Below are 16,644 nucleotides of genomic sequence, written 5' to 3' on the forward strand. Positions count from 1 at the left end.
AAGAGCGATAACCTTCGTGCCATGTCACTGCCAGCTCTACTGCTTGTCATTTTGAGCGGTATTGGACTTTGGTTTGTTTAGCAACCTTATCCATGACGCACAGCCTTATAGCTGGTTCTTATGCATCAGTTCAGCACTTTGCTTTAGACTTCCTTCAGATTCTCCCTCACGGGGGACACCCTTGTCCTCAGCTAGTAGTTCCGACCGCTACAGCCTACAGCGGACTTTCACCGCCAAATTATCGCCCATGCCGGGCGCACTAAAATAAGCCCCCGATTTGGTCGGGGGCTGTCATTACCAGAGCCAGGGGTTCGGGCGTTTATGGCCGCATGGTCTGTGGCCGCAGCCGCAGACCTGGTCTTTGCCCGGTAAGCCGGGGTCGAGGACCTGAGTGCTCTGGGTCGGCTGAGTGTAGTGCCGGGGCACGTTGACGATGTTCTGCCGGTTAACATGAACGATTGGATGAATCACCGGGATTTCGCGGCACACATAGGAATCATGATAAACATACTGCGGATCGCAGTAGATTGGCTGAACACCGGGTTTGTTGATATTTTTATCAGACATGTACTTCACCTCCATTATCAGCAGATGCACCGGCAGGCGAATTGGTCAGGGACAAAAGACTATTTATTGGGAATTTGCGGAAAACAATTTGGGATGCAGCCGAAATGAGCGAGATCGGGTAAACTTTTGACTGATTCGGGTAAACTCTGCCACGGTTCGGGTGAACTTTTCGCCGATTCGGGTAAACTTTTCAGGGTTGATGTTTGAGATAGTAAATGGCGAGTTGGGTGCGGGTGCGGCAGTTCAATTTTTCAAGCAGTCGGGTAACGTTGTTGCGGACGGTGCCTTCGCTCAGGAACAGTTTGCCGGCGATGTCGCGGTTGGCGCGGCCCTCGGCAATCAGGGCGAGGATTTCCTGTTCGCGGCGGGTCAGGGTTTCGCCCCATTCGGAGATGATTTTCGGGGGTTCGGACGCGTCGGCGCCGAGCATGGCGGACAGTTTTTCGGCAACTTCGCCGCTCATGACGACGCTGCCCTTTGCGGCGGTGCGCAGGGTGGCGATGATTGTGTCGGCGGGCTGGCTTTTGAGCAGATAGCCGGCGGCGCCGTTTTTCAGGACCTGACGGATGTAGGCGTCGTCCTGGAACGTGGTCAGCATGATGATTTTGAGCGCCGGCCATTGCTTTCTGAGTTCGGCGGTGGCGCGGACGCCGTCCATGACGGGCATGCGGATGTCCATCAGCACCATGTCGGGCAGATCATTACGGCAAAAACGGACCGCCTCCTCCCCATTGCCGCAGGTGCCGATCACGTCCATATCCTCTTCCAGGTCAATCATCAGTTTCAGGCTGTCGCAGATCAGCGTGTCGTCATCGACGATCAGGAGTTTCAAAGAGCCCGCCTTCTTTCCTGTTTTTCGGCAGCAGGCAGACGATCGTGAATCCGGCGCTCCCGTCGATCGTCAGGCTGCCCCCCATTGCTTTTACCCGTTCACGCATGCCGGTTAAACCTAACTGCTGATTCAGAACCGGCGCGCCCTTCCCGTTATCGTGGATCAGCATCCGGATGTAGCGGCGGTTCTGGGTCAGTTCGATCCGGACCGCCGTCGCTTCCGAATGTTTGAACACATTGGTCAGTGCTTCGCGGACATTGGCCGTGAGCACCCGCCACTGGTCTGCCGCTATCTCTTCTGTATGCCCGGAAAAGTTGAACGTGACCGGACAATAGGTGAACGACTTCACCAGTTCGCGGAGGGTGTCGAGACCGGTCGGTTTGCGCGGAATCAGGTCGTGCGCCGTATCGTGGATCAGGCGCAGCGTTCCGGACAGTTCGTCGATCGTTTTCGCGACCAGCTCATCATATTTTCCCCGGTCACATGTACGGATTTTGTACGCGGCCTGCAGCTGCATATACAGGGAGGCGATCCGGTGGCCGACGGTGTCGTGCAATTCGCGGGCGATCCGGTTGCGCTCTTTCAGCTCGGCAAGATGAATGTTCTCTTCCTGCCGGACGCGGAGCAGCTGCCGCGACTTTTCCAGTTCATAGATAGAGCGCCGCTCTTCATCGGTGACCTGCTTAAATCGGGCTTCTGTCCGGGCCAGCCGGTCGGTCAGCACGGTCAGGTAAAGGCAGACGGCGAGATAGAGCAGATCGAGTGCAAGCTGCTGCGGGCTTAGGAAAAAGGCGGCAGGCACCACGATCAGGGCCGCGCCGATGAGCCGGCCGTGTTTCTCGGCCACGATGTCCGGCAGGAGGAGTGCTCCGGCAGCGATGAACACCGGGACCACGAAGCAAAAAGCGAGCGCCAGCAGCCATTCGGCCCAGGCCAGAACTTTTTCCGGAAAAAATCGTGTTCTTAAAACGTCAAGGATGAGCAACGCCAGAAAGCACATCACTTCCAGGGAAGTTAATGTGCCGCGGGCGAGCCCCAAAGCGATCAGGGCGAAGATCAGGATCCGGTAGATGCAGGCCATGGGCGCCTCCGGTCAGCTGGCAATGTCGGTGCGCCGCCATGAGCCGAGCAGGAAAAACAGGGCGGCGAATCCGGCCAGGATCAGTAAATCCATCATAACATCTTTGAGCCCGTTGCCATAGACGAGTGTGGTCAGGGCGCGCATACCCCAGGTGGTCGGCATGAAGTCGGCGATCTTCTGCATGAAGACGGGGGTGATGCGGATCGGCCAGAAGCAGCCGCCGAGCATGGCGACCGGGGTGACGACGAGCAGGCTGAGCGCGTTGGCCTGGCCGGCGGTCCGGGCGACCGAGCTGATCAGGACACCGATGGAGATCGAGACGATCGAGAACAGCAGCAGGACGAGAAAAATGTTCACGAGCGACGGGCCGAGTGCGGCGTGGAAGCCGAAGACGAGGAGCGCGAGCAGCAGGATGATCGTCACAGCGGACAGGGTCAGATAGCTGAGGATGTTCTGGATGTTATAGCTGCGGACCGACAGCGGTGTGGTGAAGAAGCGCGTGTACAGTTTCAGCCGTTTATCTTCCATGATCATCCGGGACGAGACGCTGACGATCATGAACAGGCCGAAGATGACGAAGCCGAGGGCGCTGACGGTCCGCTCGCGCATCGCGCCGGTCCGGTCGGGGCTGCTGACGGACAGGCCGAGATGGTTCTGCTGGTAGCTTTGCAGTGATTTGTAAAATTGCGTGCTGTTTCCGCGGGCGGCGTGTGCCATTACCGACAGATCCTGCAGGTAGCCGGAGATGTAGGTGCGGATCCCGCTTGAGACGTTGCTCTCCTGCACGTGGTAGCTCTCTGTTTTGATCGGCTTGCCGCTGATCAGCGAGCGGGTAAAATTTTTTGGAATGACCAGCACGGTGTCGATTCTATTGTTGGTGAGGTCGGTGCGCAATGACTTCTGCGCGATCGGGGCGATGTCGGCCTGGTTGCGGATCGCCTTCTTTATGGCTTGCGTGAGCTGGGTCCGGTCCCGGTCAATGATCCCGACTTTGGCTTTCTGGGTGCCGGAGCCGGAAAAGGACAGGCTGATGAAGATCAGCGGGATCAGCATGATCAGCACGAAATTCATTTTGTTGTTCAGAAAGCGTTTCAGGTTATTTTGAAAGATCGGCATGGTTATTCCTCCTCAGTGCGGCGATGGTCAGCAGCAGAATGGCGAGCGCGATCAGGGTCAGTTTCAGGACGCCGCCGGCCGCGGTCTGACCCGTGCCGCCATAAATATTCTGGAAAACCAGGTTCTGGGCGACCGCGTTGGGCAGCCAGCTGTTGAGCGCTACGGCGATCGGATTGGTGTCAAGAATACTGAGTTTGACATAGCCGCCGGCGAGAAATGTCGCCACCGGTATGGCAAGATCAAGGATCGTGTCGGCCATTTTATAGGAAAACAGCAGGGCGAGCGCGATGCTCAGCAAGATGATGATGAAGCCGAGCAGGAAGCAGACGAGAAAAATGAACGGGAGATTGCTGCCGAAATTGGCGTGATAAATAAATTTGAAAAAGGTCACCAGGACGATGATCTGCAGGAAAACGGTCGCCAGCTGCCCGAGCGTTTTGCCGATCAGGTAATTGATCTGCCGGACCGGAAGCGAGCGGATCCGGTAGCCGATCGGCGACAGGTTCATTTCGCGGACGACATTCAGACCGTATGCGGAGGCATACAGGATGATCATGATCAGCATCGTGACGGCATAGTAGTCGCTTGAGCGCGGAATTTTGCCGTTAATGCTGAGCGCGTGGTCGGCGAGAAGCGGGGCGGCCGGCTGCGGCGCGAAGGCGGCTGCCGCCCGGTACGCATTGATCCGCTGCAGATAGCTCTGGGTAATATTTTTGATGAGCGAGCTTTCCATGTCGCCGCTGGTGATGAAGTCGAGTTTCTTGCTGCTGCCGTTTTCGACCGCCTGCGTGAATCCCTTATTGATCACGATGATGGCGTCGAGCTTCTGTTTTTTCAGATCGGCTTTGGCGGTGCTCAGCGACCGGTAAGTTTTCGTATGGACGATTTTCCTGATCTCTGGACTGCGGAAAAATTTTTCCATCCGGCCGGCCATAGCGCCATGATCCTGATTGATGAGTGCCGCACGGCTGTCGAGTTTCTCGGCCGTGTCGCTGCTGCCGCTGACACTGCTCAGCGCCGTGCCGAGAATCAGCGTCAGGACAATCGGAAACAGGATCATGAAAATGAGGCTGCGGCGGTCGCGGAAGTTCATTCTGACGGTACTCAGAAAAACAGCGGCGATTTCCCTCATTGTGCTCCCTCCCGCAGCGCCCGGCCGGTCAGTGTCAGGAAGACGTCCTCCAGCGTCGGCGTATTGGTCTCGATTTTTGTGATCGTCAGGTCTTCCTCAAGAAAAGTGTCAAGAACGGCGTTCAGCTTCCGTTCGCTGAGCACAATCCGGATGGTGTGCCCGTCGACGGTCGCGTCTTTGACGGCAGGCAGGCGCTTCAATTTTTCAATGATCGAATAGTCCGGCGCGGTTACGCCGACCGAGACGACCTGGTCGTCTTCGATCAGCCGCCCAAGCTCTTCCTGAGTGCCTTTGGCGATGATCCGGCCTTTGTCGACGATCGCGATCCGGGTGCAGATCGACGCCACCTCTTCCATATAATGGGAAATGTAAATCACGGTGCAGTGCATGTCGTTGAGTTTCTTCACGGATTCGAGGATGTAGTTGCGCGACTGCGGGTCGATGCCGACGGTCGGCTCATCCATAATGATCAGGCGCGGCTTGTGGACAATCGCGCAGGCGATGTTGAGGCGGCGCTTCATCCCGCCGGAAAACTGCGACGGTTTTTTATTCCGGATGTCGGTGAGTCCGGTGAATTCGAGTGCATCAGCGACGCCTTTTCTCAGCGCCTCGCCGCGCAGACCGAACAGTTTGCCGAACAGGGTGACATTTTCCTGGGCAGTGAGTTCGGGATAGACCGCGATGTCCTGCGGCACGAGTCCGATCTGTTTTTTTATTGCCCGCTCGCTCGTGCTCAGCGCTTCACCGAAAACGTTGATCGTGCCGTGGTCGACAGCAGTCAGACCGAGAATGGCGTTGACCAGTGTCGTTTTTCCGGCGCCGTTCGGGCCGAGCAGGCCGAATAGTTCACCGTCGCCGATTGTCAGGTTCAGATGGTCGATTGCCAGAAAATCCTTGTAGCGTTTAATGAGGTCATTGACTTCGATAATCATGCTTTTTTGGCCCCCTTCTTATATACTCCCAGCTTATCAGCGGCAGGGATAAAAAAATAGTGACAGAGCGCCAGAGTTTGCGGTGACAAATGTCATGAGGGGGAAAATGCCAAACGTGTCAGACCAGTTTGGGAGCGCTTTGAATTTTCAGTGTGCTCCGGGATTCCGGCTACTTCCAATGGTTCTTTTCCGATTTGTGGGCAAGGTGGTTCACCTGGCTTGAGAGTCGGTCGACTTTACGATTCAGCTGATCAATTTTGCTCACCAGTGCTTTGATGTCGTTTGTGTCCTGATTTTTGCTGCTGTTCACGGTGAAAAAGTCGGTGATCGTGCTGGTCAGCAAACCGATGAACCCGATGCCGCCGATCATCAGGAAGGAGGCGATAATTTTTCCGATCGCGGTGTGCGGCGAGATATCCCCGTAGCCGACGGTCGTGGCTGTGGTGATTGCCCACCATAATGCGTCGGAGAGGGATAATTTTTCCACAATCGAGTAAAGGAGGGCGCTCAGGACCAGAATCACAACACTGATGGAGAACAGATAGATGAATCCGGTACCGTAGATGAACCGGTGGATGCTGCCGGTCAGTTTGCCATCGATGCCGAGAACCCAGAAAATCCGGTGGTCGCGGAGAATCCTGACGATTCGCGCTGCCCGGAACAGGGCGAACAGCGGATGCATCGGGATCAGGCCGAGCAGATCGAATGAGTTTTCGATCAGAAAACGTTTCTTGTCTTTGGCGGCGAACAGGCGGATGACATAATCTGCGGCAAAAAATGCCAGAATCCCCGTGGTGATCAGGTTATTTGGGTAACGCGTGATGCTCAGCCGTCCGGTAAATGAGAGCAGAACAATGATGATCGGCACCAGTGCGAGCAGAATGACCACGCTGTGATACATCAGCAGGAGCTTGTTTTCCTTTTTTATCATTGGCTGATCCTCCATAAAATGCGGTCGGAAAATCCCGATACAGTATACGCTTTGGGCGCGGAATTCCTGGGGATGCGGCTATCCGGATGCGAAGCGTTTCCGGTCCATTTCGGAGCGCGGTGGCGTGGTTTCAGAGCGTTCGATAATTTCGGGTAAACTTTTGCGTGGTTCGGGTGAACTTTGGCTTGATTCGGGTGAACTTCGGCTCGATTCGGGTAAACTTTTCACGCGTTTGGGTGAACTTCGTTATTTCGGGTGAACTTTTGCCTGATTCGGGTAAACTTCGGCTCGATTCGGGTAAACTTCCCATGCGTTCGGGTAAACTTTCCTGAGATTCCGAACAGCGGGTGTTTCTCTATTAAAAAGGGCCGCCTGATTTATCCGGGCGGTCCGCTGTTCTTTTTTAATAATCAGTTGTTGACTGCGGCTTGCTGGTTGCTGCGCAGGGCTTCGGCGGCTTTGATCATGACGGCGCATTCGATCCGCTTGCGGAAGATGTCGCAGCTGAACTTGAAGTTGCCGGTGAGTGAGCCGGTGGCGTGCAGCGAGTTGGCGGGGCAGCCGCCGCTGCAGTAGAGTTTGGCCCAGCAGTTCTGGCATTCGGGCTTTGAGTAGCAGTTATTCTGCTTGAACTTGTCGACGATATCGGGCCGCTTGATGCCTTCGAAGATGTTGCCCATGCTATATTTCTGGTCGCCGACGAACTGGTGGCACGGGAACAGCTCGCCCCACGGGGTGACAGCCATGTATTCGGTGCCGGAGCCGCAGCCGGAGATGCGCTTGTAGATACACGGGCCTTCGTGCAGGTCGAGCATATAGTGGTAAAAGATGAAGCCGTGGCCGTTTTCTTCGCGCTTCAGCATTTCTTTGGCGAGAATCTCGTACTGGCGGTAGATTTCCGGAAGATCGGATTCCTGCAGGGCGTACGGCTCTTTCGGATCGCAGATGACCGGCTCCATCGACAGGCGGTCGAAGCCGAGATCGGCCATATGGAAAATGTCGTTTGTGAAGTCGACGTTATTGTGCGTGAATGTGCCGCGGACGTAGTACTCTTTATCGCCGCGGCTGGCGACGAACTTCTGGAATTTCGGGACGATGAAGTCGTAGCTGCCTTTGCCGTTGACCGTTTTGCGCAGCCGGTCGTGGACCTCCTTGCGCCCGTCAAGACTGAGAACAACGTTGCTCATTTCTTTATTCAGAAAATCAATCACTTCGTCCTTGAGCAGCATGCCGTTTGTCGTAAGCGTAAACCGGAATTTTTTCCCGGTATCCTTTTCCCGTTCATGACAGTAGGCAACGATCTGTTTGACGACTTTCCAGTCCATCAGCGGTTCGCCGCCGAAGAAGTCGACGTCGAGCCGGTGGTGGAAGCCGCTGTTCTCGAGCAGGAAGTCGATCGCCCGTTTGCCGACTTCGAAACTCATCATCGCCCGCGGGCCATGGTACTTGCCCTGGGCCGCGAAGCAGTATTCGCACGACAGATTGCAGGTGTGGGCGACGTTCAGGCAGAGTGCTTTAATGTAAGTCTTGCGCTTCGTGACGACCAGAGAAAGATCCTTGTAGGCATCTTCGGTAAAAAGTTTGCCGTCTTCCTTGAGCTGGTCGACATCGGCGAGCGTGTCGCGGATGTCCTTTTCCGAGGCTTCCGGGTATTTCGTCTGCATCCGGGTGATGATCTCGTCACGATCGGTATGCTCGTAGAGGGCGATCACGTCGTAGGCAAGATCGTCGACGACGTGCACGGCGCCGCTGTATGTATCCAGTACAATGTTGTATCCGTTCAGTTTGTATTGATGAATCATTTTCGGTCTCCTTTGTCAAAAAAATGGCCGCCCGTCTTCGTTCCGGCGGGCGGCAGTTCACTTCTCCGAGCTCAGCGTTCCGCAGGTACCGCACATTTCTGGTTGGCAACACCGCAGGACGTCTTGCAGGCTGACTGGCAGGATGTCATACACTCGCCGCGTCCGCCATGCTTTACTGTGTCTTTCAGATTCATTGTATTCAAGGTGATGATTCGTCTCATCGCGCACAACCTCTTTTTGAAAAAAATTTTAGTAACTGTCCGGATGCGCTGCATCTCCGAACCTAATATTTTTATTATATAGGGGAAAAATGGATTATTGATGTGATCTATGACATAGAAAAATAAGAAAATGCGGCTTTGATGAGAGAATCAGCAGGCAATCATGAAAAGAGTATGGTATGTATCAGCTTAAGACAGGAATCCAGGACATGCGCAGGGGCTTTCTCCTTAAATTGAAAGCTGCGGGCATGCCAGTCCAGACTTTTTACCTGATCGGCAAAAATAACACCATGCAATTGCGATTGCTCAGGTAATTGAACTTCGAACGGATAGCCTTTCCTCTGCGATGTGATCGGGCAGACGATGGCAAAATGGGTTATCTGGTTAAAAGATACCGGTGATAAGACAATGGCCGGCCGCTTACCCGCTTGCTCGTGGCCGGCCTGTGGTGTGAAATCAAGGGAGACAAGATCTCCGCGATCCGGGATGTATACCGTCACAGCAGTTCCTCTCCTTCTTTTCCTGTGATGGCTTCATCATGGCGATTTTCAGAGGTTACTTCAGAGAGGAGTTCTTTAAGAGATGGATCCTTCTTCTGCGGTTTTAATACAATCGTCTCATCCTGTACTGAGAGAACCAGTTCAGTCCCCTTATAAATACCCGCGGTTTCAGCGATCGTTTTGGGAATCCGCACAGCCAGGCTGTTCCCCCACTTTTGCACCTTTGTCGTCATTTGGAATTCCCCCTTTGATTCCAATATACCACCTCATTCCTGCAATTGTATACACTTAGTATATACATCGTGACGTGTCTTGATGCCATCATGAAGAACAGCCCTGCAGTCAGATGACGCGCTGCAGGGCTGTTCTGAATTCTGTTTATTCCGCCGGTTTCAGGGCGAAGATCATTTCGGCTTCGCAGGCGACTTCGCCGTCAACGGAGGCGACGCCTTTCGCTTTGGCGAATCCGGAGCGGAAACGAAGGATTTCCGATTCGAGCTTCAGCTGATCGCCGGGGCGGACCTGGCGTTTGAAGCGGCACTTGTCGATGCCGGCGTACAGCGTCAGCATGTTCTTCGCGGTGCCGGCATGCAGGACGGCGATGCCGCTGACCTGGGCGAGTGCTTCAACGATCAGGACACCCGGCATGACCGGATAATCCGGAAAGTGGCCGGCGAAAAACGGTTCGTTGGCCGACACATTTTTGATGCCGACGGCGCGTTTGCCATCTTCGACTTCCAGCACTTTGTCGACGAGCAGCATTGGATAACGGTGCGGCAGAATCTTTTTAATTTCATCAATCGATAACATCTATGTATTCCCCTCTCTTAACCTGAACAGGCGGTATTATGTCCGGACGAAGTCAAGAATATGCTGCCAGGTGGCCGGATTGAAGACTTCCCACGGATTGCCGTGGCCGAGAACGCCGTAGCCGAACATGGCGCCAAGCAGCATCACAATCGCCGCGATGCTGATCAGCGCAATCAGCCGCTGCCAGATCGGGAAGCGGCGTTTATGGTAATTGAAAAACGGATTGTACACCGGCGGCTCTTCAGGGCGGCCGGTGTCTTCGTTTTTCTCCCGGACGGCCTGGGCCGCCCGGCTCACCAGTTTTTTCTTCTTTTCCAGCCGGGCTTTGCGGATCGATTCACGGGTCTCCCCGCCCGACTGATTGTTCTCATTCTCTTCCATCTTACAGATCACCGTCCGTCAGTGCAGGATGCTGTTCACCAGTCCGGACATCTGATCCCTCATCGTCAGTGATCTGGCGTTCAGCTGGTAATTGCGCTGCAGATTTATCAGTTCGCTCATTTCTTTGGTCAGATCGACATTGGCATTTTCCAGTTTGCCCTGATTCACTGAATTATTTCCGGCGCCGACCGGCTGGACGACCTGGTTCAGACCGATGCCGAGCCGGCCGAGATTCTGCAAGGTGTAAAGCCCGTTTCCCTGGCTTTCGAGCAGCTGGGGGCGAAGAATCGTCACGCGGCCAAGGCGGCCGGCATTGACCCTGTTACCATTGCGCATGATCGCCGTGATCGTGCCGTTGCCGCTGATCTGCAGATCGTTATAACCGGCGGGCAGACGGATCGGCCGGCTGTTCTGGTCAAGCACAGGGTCGCCGCTCTTGGTCACCAGGTTCAGCACGTTCGGGTTCTGCGGATCAGCCTGAGCGTTGAACGCGCCGGCACGGGTATAGGCAACACCGCCGTTCACGCCGATCAAAAACATCTGGTGGTCGCTGCTGAGGGCGACGTCAAGCGGATTGTTCGTCGCCTGGATGCTGCCTTCCGACAGATCAAGCTGCGTGTCGCCGATCCGCGTACCGGAACCCGAGCGGATACCGGCCGGCGTCAGCCGGGCCCCGCTATCGACGGTGTCCCCGTTCCGGTCGATGTTATTGATCTGCTGATCGAGCAGATCGCTGAACTGGGCGTTGCGGCTCATATATCCGGTTGTTCCGACATTGGCAATGTTGTCGGCAACGGTGGCCAGCTGCTGCTGAATCTGCGACAGGGTCACTGCGGTTGCCATCATCTGACGTTCCATCTTGCCACCTGCTTTCTTCTGCGCGAAAGATGTGCGCGTTGCCCCACTGTCTGTAAAAAGTGTGCCTGATCATGAGGCGGTGATCCGGGTAAAATGAAGTTCATTTCAAGCCGGAATTATCTGGCCGTCCGGCGAACATTTTATCAAAAAGGTTTATGGATTACGGCCGACCTGGGTGACAGCCTGGTTGAGTGCGTTGTCTTCGATCAGCATCATCTTCTGGTTGGCTTCGAAGACGCGGTAGGCTTCCATCATGTCGGTCATCGTCTGTTCGGCGTTGACGTTGGATCCTTCCATGTAACCCTGGCGGATCTGGAAAGCGACGTTTGCCCGGCCGGCTGCGGCGGGCAAAGCGGCGTTCGTACGGAAGAGACCGCTGCCTTCCTTGACCAGCCGGTTCGTGTTGGCCGCGTAGCTGACAGCGATCTGCCCGGCTGCGGTGCCGTTAGCGGTAATCGTCCCGTCGGCTGCGACCTGAAACTGATCGGACGGGAGCCGGATCGGCTGGCCGGCGGTGTTCAGTACGGTATCGCCGTTTGCATCGGTCAGCCGGCCGTCCGGGCTCAGCGTGAAATGGCCGCTACGCGTGTAGCGCAGGGCGCCGGCGGGTGTCCGCACATTAAAGAGCAGGGCACCCTCCTGTGCTCCGGTCTGCGGATTGACGGGCAGCTGTGCGGTGACCAGGGCCACATCGGTGGATTTACCGGTCTGGGTGAGCGTCCCCTGGGTAAAATCCGGAATCGTCTCGTCCTGATAGACACCGGTTGATACGTCTCCGACACGGGCATTCCGGGGCGGATCGCCGCCGAGGCGGCTGATCAGCATCTCCGGGAACGTCCGGAGGGTGCCCTGGTCCTGCTTATATCCGGGCGTGTCGATGTTGTTCAGATTGTTGGAGAGCATGTCCATCTGGCGCTGCTGGGCGATCATTCCGGCTGTCGATGTATAAAGTCCGCGGATCATGTGCGTCACCTGCCTTCTTTGTTTTGTCCGGTGCGGATACGCGAAAAGCGCAGAGCTTTAATTGGCTTTGCGCTTTGGCAATTTCTCAAGGTGTTCGAGCATTTTTCCGGCGCCCTCAACGACGCAGGTCATCGGGTTCTCGGCGACAACGACCGGGACCTTCAGCTCGCTCTGCAGGAGCTGGTCGATGCCGTGGAGCTGGGCGCCGCCGCCGGTCAGCATGACGCCGCGGTCGATGATATCGGCGGAGAGTTCCGGCGGTGTCGTTTCAAGCACATTTTTTGCCGCGCGGACGAGGGTGCTGATCGAATCGGCCAGTGCCTCTTCGACTTCACTGGAGTGGATCGTCAGTGTCTTCGGCAGGCCGGTTACCATATCGCGGCCGCGGATGTCCATGCTTTCGTCACGGGCATCTCTGAAAACCGTACCGACATTGATCTTAATCTGTTCTGCCGTCCGTTCACCGATGAGCATTTTATATTTTTTCTTGATATAGTTCAGAATTTCCTGATCGAACTTGTCGCCGGCCAGTTTGATCGACTGGGAGGTTACGATGTCGCCCATCGACAGGACGGCGATGTCGGTCGTGCCGCCGCCGATGTCGATGACCATGTTGCCGCTCGGCTGGAAAATATCCAGGCCGGCGCCGACTGCCGCAACTTTCGGCTCTTCTTCAAGGTATACCTGTTTGCCGCCGCTGCGTTCCGCTGCTTCTCGGATCGCTTTCTGTTCGACAGATGTGATGTGCGTCGGCGTGCAGATCAGAATTCTCGGCTTGGTCAGAAAACCGCGCACATGAATTTTATCAATAAAGTGTGTCAGCATCATTTCTGTAATTTCAAAGTCCGCAATAACGCCGTCACGCAGCGGACGGATGGCCACGATATTGCCTGGTGTACGGCCGACCATGCGGCGGGCTTCTTCACCGACCGCCAGGAGCTGCTTGGTTTCTGTATCCAGTGCGATGACGGACGGTTCATTCAGGACAATGCCCTGACCTTTCACATAAATAAGAACGTTTGCCGTTCCAAGATCTATTCCAATGTCTTTTGAAAACACCGTGTTATCCTCCCTGTCAAAATACCTGATCCATTAGCCCGAAGGCCGAACTTTTCCCATTCATTAGTTCATTTTATCATAAATAGTTTCAAACAGGGAGACGTCCGATCAATCGGTTCATTAAAATTTTCTAATCGTGGGCGGGCTGTGTCGGAAGCGGAAAATAGGCGGTGTAGACTGGAAGGATAGGATTAGGTTCCGGATGCTCTGGCTGTCCTTTATGAGGCGAATGGCCGGCCGGTCAAATCTGGGCTGCCTGTTCTGTGCCTTTCTGGTATTTCAGCCGGGTCGCCTCCCCTCCCCGAAGATGCCGGATGGATTTGTGGTAGTCAAGGACATCTTTTACCGCGTTGGCCAGTTCGGGATTGATGTTGGGCAGGCGCTCGGTCAGATCCTTGTGAACCGTGCTTTTCGAAACGCCGAACTCCTTGGCGATGACCCGCACTGTCTTCTTCGTCTCCACGATATGCTTCCCAATCTTGATCGTCCGTTCTTTGATGTAATCGTGCACACGACTCGCCTCCTGATGTTATGAAGATGCGACATGCGAATTCTGTGGAGGGAAAACGGAAACCAGGCCGCTCACTTGTTCCAGCCCGCCGCGCTCACCTCAAAACCCCGTATGTGAGTTTGTAACATCTTATTAAACGAGTTCTTTTTATATGCCGAAAAAGTCAAGTGGGACAAGGGATGCAGAGATTTTCGGGTGAACTCTGCGGCAGTTCGGGTGAACTTCTTGTGGTTTCGGGTAAACTCTTGATTTCCGGGTGAACTTTTTCCTGATTCGGGTGAACTTCTTGTGGTTTCGGGTGAACTCTTGATTTTCGGGTGAACTTCTTCCCGATTAGGGTGAACTTCACGGCGGGTCGGGTAATCTTTTCTCCGGTTCGGGTCAACTTTTTTAAAAGTTCCTTTTGATTGATTGGTAATATTGATCGATCCATTCATATGTGGGAGATTCATAGTAAAGTCCTGAGCCTGTTCCGCTGCCTTTTGGGCGCAGTCCCATTTTCTTCAGTAAATATTTGATGATTTGCCGATCATCCAGGCGGAGCCAGTTGCGCGCCTGTTTATTGGTGATTGTGGCACCGCGGAGCAGGAAATAATCAAGCAGCATCGGTATGTGGGCAGTTCGTGAGCTGTGGCCGCAGCATCGGCAGGCCCAGGCGGCAAAGATGCGGTTCATGGTGTAAAGATGGCAGCGGGGACAACGGACACCGCGCTGCAGAGTCTCAAACGGAATGTGGTATTTGGTCAGTGTGTCGTGCGGCGGGTCGGTGTGCTCCTTAATGAGCAGAGACCCGATATGCGGAACTTCATCGGTAATCCGGGAACTGTTCTGATATTTTTTCTCGAGGATCTGGATTTTCGAAATGACCTGTTCCGTGTGCAGAACCCTTTCGGCGACATCACGGGAGCGGCCGGGGTTTTCAATGATCGTCGCCGGGTTGGAGAAAGTCACAAGTGTTTCGAGCGGAATCCGGGGCAGACCGTGATCGTTAAGCCACGCGAGCAGCAGTTGGCGGTGGCGGGCGACCTGGATCAGGGGATTGGAGAAACCGCTGCGTTTATTGCCAAGTGTGCGGATCATCTGACGCCCGCTCGGTTCAAAAGTAAGCGTACCGGAATAATTTTTTGCTTCGATAATAAGGGCGAAATTCTCGAGGAAAAGAAAGGCATCCATCTGAAAGGTGTGCTCAAGCACATTTTCACGAAGGTCATAAAGAATGCGGCAGGCACTGCCGGACAGTGTGCTAAGATAATAGGCAAGGTTCTGCTCACCCAGCCAGCCGGCATGATAGCTGGAGAGATCATCGTCGATCCTGGCATAATCGCTGCTGCCGGGCGGCAGATGGTCGCGCAATGCCTGAACAGCGAGCAGCCGCAGAGGCATATGTTGTTGTTTAAGGATTTTCATCAAAGACCTCCTTTAATCGTAGTAACTTTTAAGAAGTTCTTTCCCGCGGGATCCAATTCCTGCCGGCATTTTCAAACATTGTGTGACATCATCGCGGAGGTAGCAGAAATGGATCTATTATGGCTGATTCTTTCACTGGTCGGGCTGGCGTTGTTCCAGTCATTGCTGTTCCTGGCTCTGTTTTTCAGCACACTGCTGCTGAATAAACGTTTGTTTAAAAAGCATCCGGGTGTCCGGATGCTTCTGACTGCTCTATTTATCACAACGTTTTTGAGTATGGCCATGACATTCGGCTTCGGCTGGTGGCTGCTCGCGGCAACGCATACGGCACACGCAGCATGGCTTGCACTTGTTCCTCCGGTGAGCAATTTACCCGGACTTTATGTAATCATTACGCGGCGCAAAGGTTTACTCGAAAACCCGCGGCAGGATTAGCGTGAGAAAAGGAGCTGCCCCCATCACGAGACAGCTCCTCCGAAATCCGATGCTTTTACATACTTTCCTCCGAGATAAACTGATCAGTCAGCTTCTTCCGTTCTTTCAGGAAAACCTCTTTGCCTCGATCAGGCTCCAGGCGGCGCCGGGGACAGCACCGGCCGCGATCAGCCGGCTGAGCCGGTCCCGGATCCGGGCATCCCATGTTTCAATTGCGCAGGGCACGGCGAAGATTACCTCCGGCCTGTTTCAGCCTCTGACCGGCGGTTGCTGTATCGACGCCGGCCATTTTAGCGACAATTGCCACCGGAACCTGATAGCTGCATTGGTCAAGCAGACCGGATGCTTCCTGAGCGGCGGCGCCGGTGATCTCCATGACAATCCGTCTGGCGCGTTCGCGCAGTTTTCCGTTGGTCGGCTGGACATTGATCATCAGATTGCTAAACACTTTGTTGTCCTTGATCATGATCGCTGTCGACATCATGTTCAGGATCATCTTCTGGGCGGTTCCTGATTTCATTCGCGTCGAACCGGTGATGACCTCCGGGCCGACTTCACAGGCAATCGGAAAATCGACGATCCGGTTCATCACGCCGGACGGGTTGCAGGTTACCGAAACGGTCCGTGCGCCGATCGACCGCGCATACTTCAAACCGCCGACGACATATGGTGTCCGGCCGCTCGCGGCCAGGCCGACGAGGACGTCCCCGGCGGTAAACTGAATCTTTTTCAAATCCTGTTCGCAGAGTCCGGTGTCGTCTTCTGCGCCTTCCACAGCGCGGCGCATTGCTTCCGGACCGCCGGCAATCAGGCCGGTAATCCGCCCCTCTTTAATGCCGAACGTCGGCACACTTTCGGCCGCGTCCAGAAACCCGAGCCGTCCGGACGTCCCTGCTCCGACGTAGATGATTCGGCCGCCCCGTACAAATTTTTCAGTCATCGCATCCACGGCGCGGGAAATGTCAGGAATAATCTTGTCCACCGCGGCGGCCACTCTTGCATCTTCGCTGTTGATCATCTTCAGCATATCCCGGGTCGGCACAGCGTCAATATTCAGTGTCCGCGGGTTTCTCTGTTCCGTATCAATTTTTGAAAGATCCATTCGA

At 54.9% G+C, this 16,644-nt stretch carries 20 protein-coding genes; 1 reads left to right on the forward strand and 19 read right to left on the reverse strand.

Translation table 11 applies throughout. From position 1 onward, the window contains the following. Positions 1–294: 294 nt before the first annotated feature. From D889_RS0107615 to D889_RS0107700, 18 genes are all read right to left on the reverse strand, one after another. Positions 295–567 carry a hypothetical protein gene (locus tag D889_RS0107615; protein WP_010630574.1) on the reverse strand — a complete coding sequence of 91 codons (273 nt, stop codon included), beginning with the start codon at positions 565–567 and terminating at the stop codon, positions 295–297. 190 nt (positions 568–757) lie between these two features. Then, positions 758–1,399 (reverse strand): response regulator transcription factor, encoded by a 642-nt coding sequence (locus tag D889_RS0107620; protein WP_010630575.1) that lies wholly within the window; start codon positions 1,397–1,399, stop codon positions 758–760. Continuing rightward, complete coding sequence (locus D889_RS0107625) at positions 1,377–2,480, reverse strand: sensor histidine kinase (protein ID WP_010630576.1); 1,104 nt, start codon at positions 2,478–2,480, stop codon at positions 1,377–1,379. Before D889_RS0107625 ends, D889_RS0107620 begins: the two co-directional genes overlap by 23 nt. Positions 2,481–2,492: 12 nt before the next feature. After that, a complete protein-coding gene (locus D889_RS0107630) occupies positions 2,493–3,596 on the reverse strand; it encodes an ABC transporter permease (RefSeq protein ID WP_010630577.1) in 1,104 nt (367 codons plus the stop codon). Beyond that, entirely contained in the window at positions 3,577–4,728 is a 1,152-nt protein-coding gene (locus D889_RS0107635) for an ABC transporter permease (RefSeq protein WP_010630578.1), read from the reverse strand. Before D889_RS0107635 ends, D889_RS0107630 begins: the two co-directional genes overlap by 20 nt. Beyond that, a complete protein-coding gene (locus D889_RS0107640) occupies positions 4,725–5,660 on the reverse strand; it encodes an ABC transporter ATP-binding protein (protein ID WP_010630579.1) in 936 nt (311 codons plus the stop codon). Before D889_RS0107640 ends, D889_RS0107635 begins: the two co-directional genes overlap by 4 nt. Before the next feature lie 169 nt (positions 5,661–5,829). After that, positions 5,830–6,591 carry a potassium channel family protein gene (locus tag D889_RS0107645; protein WP_010630580.1) on the reverse strand — a complete coding sequence of 254 codons (762 nt, stop codon included), beginning with the start codon at positions 6,589–6,591 and terminating at the stop codon, positions 5,830–5,832. A 410-nt stretch (positions 6,592–7,001) separates the two neighbouring features. Next, complete coding sequence (gene scfB, locus D889_RS0107650) at positions 7,002–8,393, reverse strand: thioether cross-link-forming SCIFF peptide maturase (RefSeq protein WP_010630581.1); 1,392 nt, start codon at positions 8,391–8,393, stop codon at positions 7,002–7,004. 71 nt (positions 8,394–8,464) lie between these two features. Next, positions 8,465–8,614, reverse strand: a complete 150-nt coding sequence (scfA, locus tag D889_RS14900) for a six-cysteine ranthipeptide SCIFF (RefSeq protein WP_010630582.1) — start codon at positions 8,612–8,614, stop codon at positions 8,465–8,467. Positions 8,615–8,775: 161 nt separating this feature from the next. Then, positions 8,776–9,114: an endoribonuclease MazF gene (gene mazF, locus D889_RS0107660; protein ID WP_010630583.1), complete on the reverse strand. Its 339-nt coding sequence runs from the start codon at positions 9,112–9,114 to the stop codon at positions 8,776–8,778. Then, positions 9,111–9,347 (reverse strand): AbrB/MazE/SpoVT family DNA-binding domain-containing protein, encoded by a 237-nt coding sequence (locus D889_RS0107665; protein ID WP_010630584.1) that lies wholly within the window; start codon positions 9,345–9,347, stop codon positions 9,111–9,113. Before D889_RS0107665 ends, mazF begins: the two co-directional genes overlap by 4 nt. Positions 9,348–9,492: 145 nt before the next feature. Beyond that, a complete protein-coding gene (fabZ, locus tag D889_RS0107670) occupies positions 9,493–9,924 on the reverse strand; it encodes a 3-hydroxyacyl-ACP dehydratase FabZ (RefSeq protein WP_010630585.1) in 432 nt (143 codons plus the stop codon). Positions 9,925–9,960: 36 nt separating this feature from the next. Next, a complete protein-coding gene (locus D889_RS0107675) occupies positions 9,961–10,305 on the reverse strand; it encodes a DNA-directed RNA polymerase subunit beta (protein WP_010630586.1) in 345 nt (114 codons plus the stop codon). Between the two features lie 18 nt (positions 10,306–10,323). Beyond that, positions 10,324–11,163, reverse strand: a complete 840-nt coding sequence (locus tag D889_RS0107680; protein ID WP_010630587.1) for a flagellar hook-basal body protein — start codon at positions 11,161–11,163, stop codon at positions 10,324–10,326. 153 nt (positions 11,164–11,316) lie between these two features. Further along, the gene (locus D889_RS0107685) at positions 11,317–12,126 is read right to left on the reverse strand and encodes a flagellar hook-basal body protein (RefSeq protein WP_010630588.1); all 810 of its coding nucleotides are present in this window, start codon (positions 12,124–12,126) and stop codon (positions 11,317–11,319) included. A 57-nt stretch (positions 12,127–12,183) separates the two neighbouring features. Then, positions 12,184–13,185 carry a rod shape-determining protein gene (gene mreB / locus D889_RS0107690; protein WP_010630589.1) on the reverse strand — a complete coding sequence of 334 codons (1,002 nt, stop codon included), beginning with the start codon at positions 13,183–13,185 and terminating at the stop codon, positions 12,184–12,186. A gap of 241 nt (positions 13,186–13,426) precedes the next feature. After that, entirely contained in the window at positions 13,427–13,696 is a 270-nt protein-coding gene (gene spoIIID / locus D889_RS0107695) for a sporulation transcriptional regulator SpoIIID (RefSeq protein WP_010630590.1), read from the reverse strand. Positions 13,697–14,086: 390 nt separating this feature from the next. Next, complete coding sequence (locus tag D889_RS0107700) at positions 14,087–15,103, reverse strand: nuclease-related domain-containing protein (protein WP_010630591.1); 1,017 nt, start codon at positions 15,101–15,103, stop codon at positions 14,087–14,089. Positions 15,104–15,211: 108 nt separating this feature from the next. On the opposite strand from D889_RS0107700, the gene D889_RS0107705 reads away from it, so the two are divergent. Then, complete coding sequence (locus D889_RS0107705) at positions 15,212–15,538, forward strand: hypothetical protein (RefSeq protein ID WP_010630592.1); 327 nt, start codon at positions 15,212–15,214, stop codon at positions 15,536–15,538. Between the two features lie 208 nt (positions 15,539–15,746). Here D889_RS0107705 and murQ read toward each other — a convergent pair whose 3' ends face one another. Then, positions 15,747–16,640 (reverse strand): N-acetylmuramic acid 6-phosphate etherase, encoded by an 894-nt coding sequence (gene murQ / locus D889_RS0107715; RefSeq protein WP_010630593.1) that lies wholly within the window; start codon positions 16,638–16,640, stop codon positions 15,747–15,749. Between the last annotated feature and the right edge of the window lie 4 nt (positions 16,641–16,644).

Source organism: Sporolactobacillus vineae DSM 21990 = SL153, assembly GCF_000377985.1.
Classification (GTDB): domain Bacteria; phylum Bacillota; class Bacilli; order Bacillales; family Sporolactobacillaceae; genus Sporolactobacillus; species Sporolactobacillus vineae.

Coding starts and splice junctions, on each gene's coding strand:
- D889_RS0107635 (WP_010630578.1), bottom strand. CDS start 4,728: ATGAGGGAAATCGCCGCTGTTTTTCTGAGTACCGTCAGAATGAACTTC.
- D889_RS0107640 (WP_010630579.1), bottom strand. CDS start 5,660: ATGATTATCGAAGTCAATGACCTCATTAAACGCTACAAGGATTTTCTG.
- fabZ (WP_010630585.1), bottom strand. CDS start 9,924: ATGTTATCGATTGATGAAATTAAAAAGATTCTGCCGCACCGTTATCCA.
- scfB (WP_010630581.1), bottom strand. CDS start 8,393: ATGATTCATCAATACAAACTGAACGGATACAACATTGTACTGGATACA.
- murQ (WP_010630593.1), bottom strand. CDS start 16,640: ATGGATCTTTCAAAAATTGATACGGAACAGAGAAACCCGCGGACACTG.
- D889_RS0107700 (WP_010630591.1), bottom strand. CDS start 15,103: ATGAAAATCCTTAAACAACAACATATGCCTCTGCGGCTGCTCGCTGTT.
- D889_RS0107630 (WP_010630577.1), bottom strand. CDS start 3,596: ATGCCGATCTTTCAAAATAACCTGAAACGCTTTCTGAACAACAAAATG.
- scfA (WP_010630582.1), bottom strand. CDS start 8,614: ATGAGACGAATCATCACCTTGAATACAATGAATCTGAAAGACACAGTA.
- D889_RS0107675 (WP_010630586.1), bottom strand. CDS start 10,305: ATGGAAGAGAATGAGAACAATCAGTCGGGCGGGGAGACCCGTGAATCG.
- D889_RS0107685 (WP_010630588.1), bottom strand. CDS start 12,126: ATGATCCGCGGACTTTATACATCGACAGCCGGAATGATCGCCCAGCAG.
- D889_RS0107645 (WP_010630580.1), bottom strand. CDS start 6,591: ATGATAAAAAAGGAAAACAAGCTCCTGCTGATGTATCACAGCGTGGTC.
- D889_RS0107680 (WP_010630587.1), bottom strand. CDS start 11,163: ATGGAACGTCAGATGATGGCAACCGCAGTGACCCTGTCGCAGATTCAG.
- D889_RS0107665 (WP_010630584.1), bottom strand. CDS start 9,347: ATGACGACAAAGGTGCAAAAGTGGGGGAACAGCCTGGCTGTGCGGATT.
- D889_RS0107705 (WP_010630592.1), top strand. CDS start 15,212: ATGGATCTATTATGGCTGATTCTTTCACTGGTCGGGCTGGCGTTGTTC.
- D889_RS0107615 (WP_010630574.1), bottom strand. CDS start 567: ATGTCTGATAAAAATATCAACAAACCCGGTGTTCAGCCAATCTACTGC.
- D889_RS0107625 (WP_010630576.1), bottom strand. CDS start 2,480: ATGGCCTGCATCTACCGGATCCTGATCTTCGCCCTGATCGCTTTGGGG.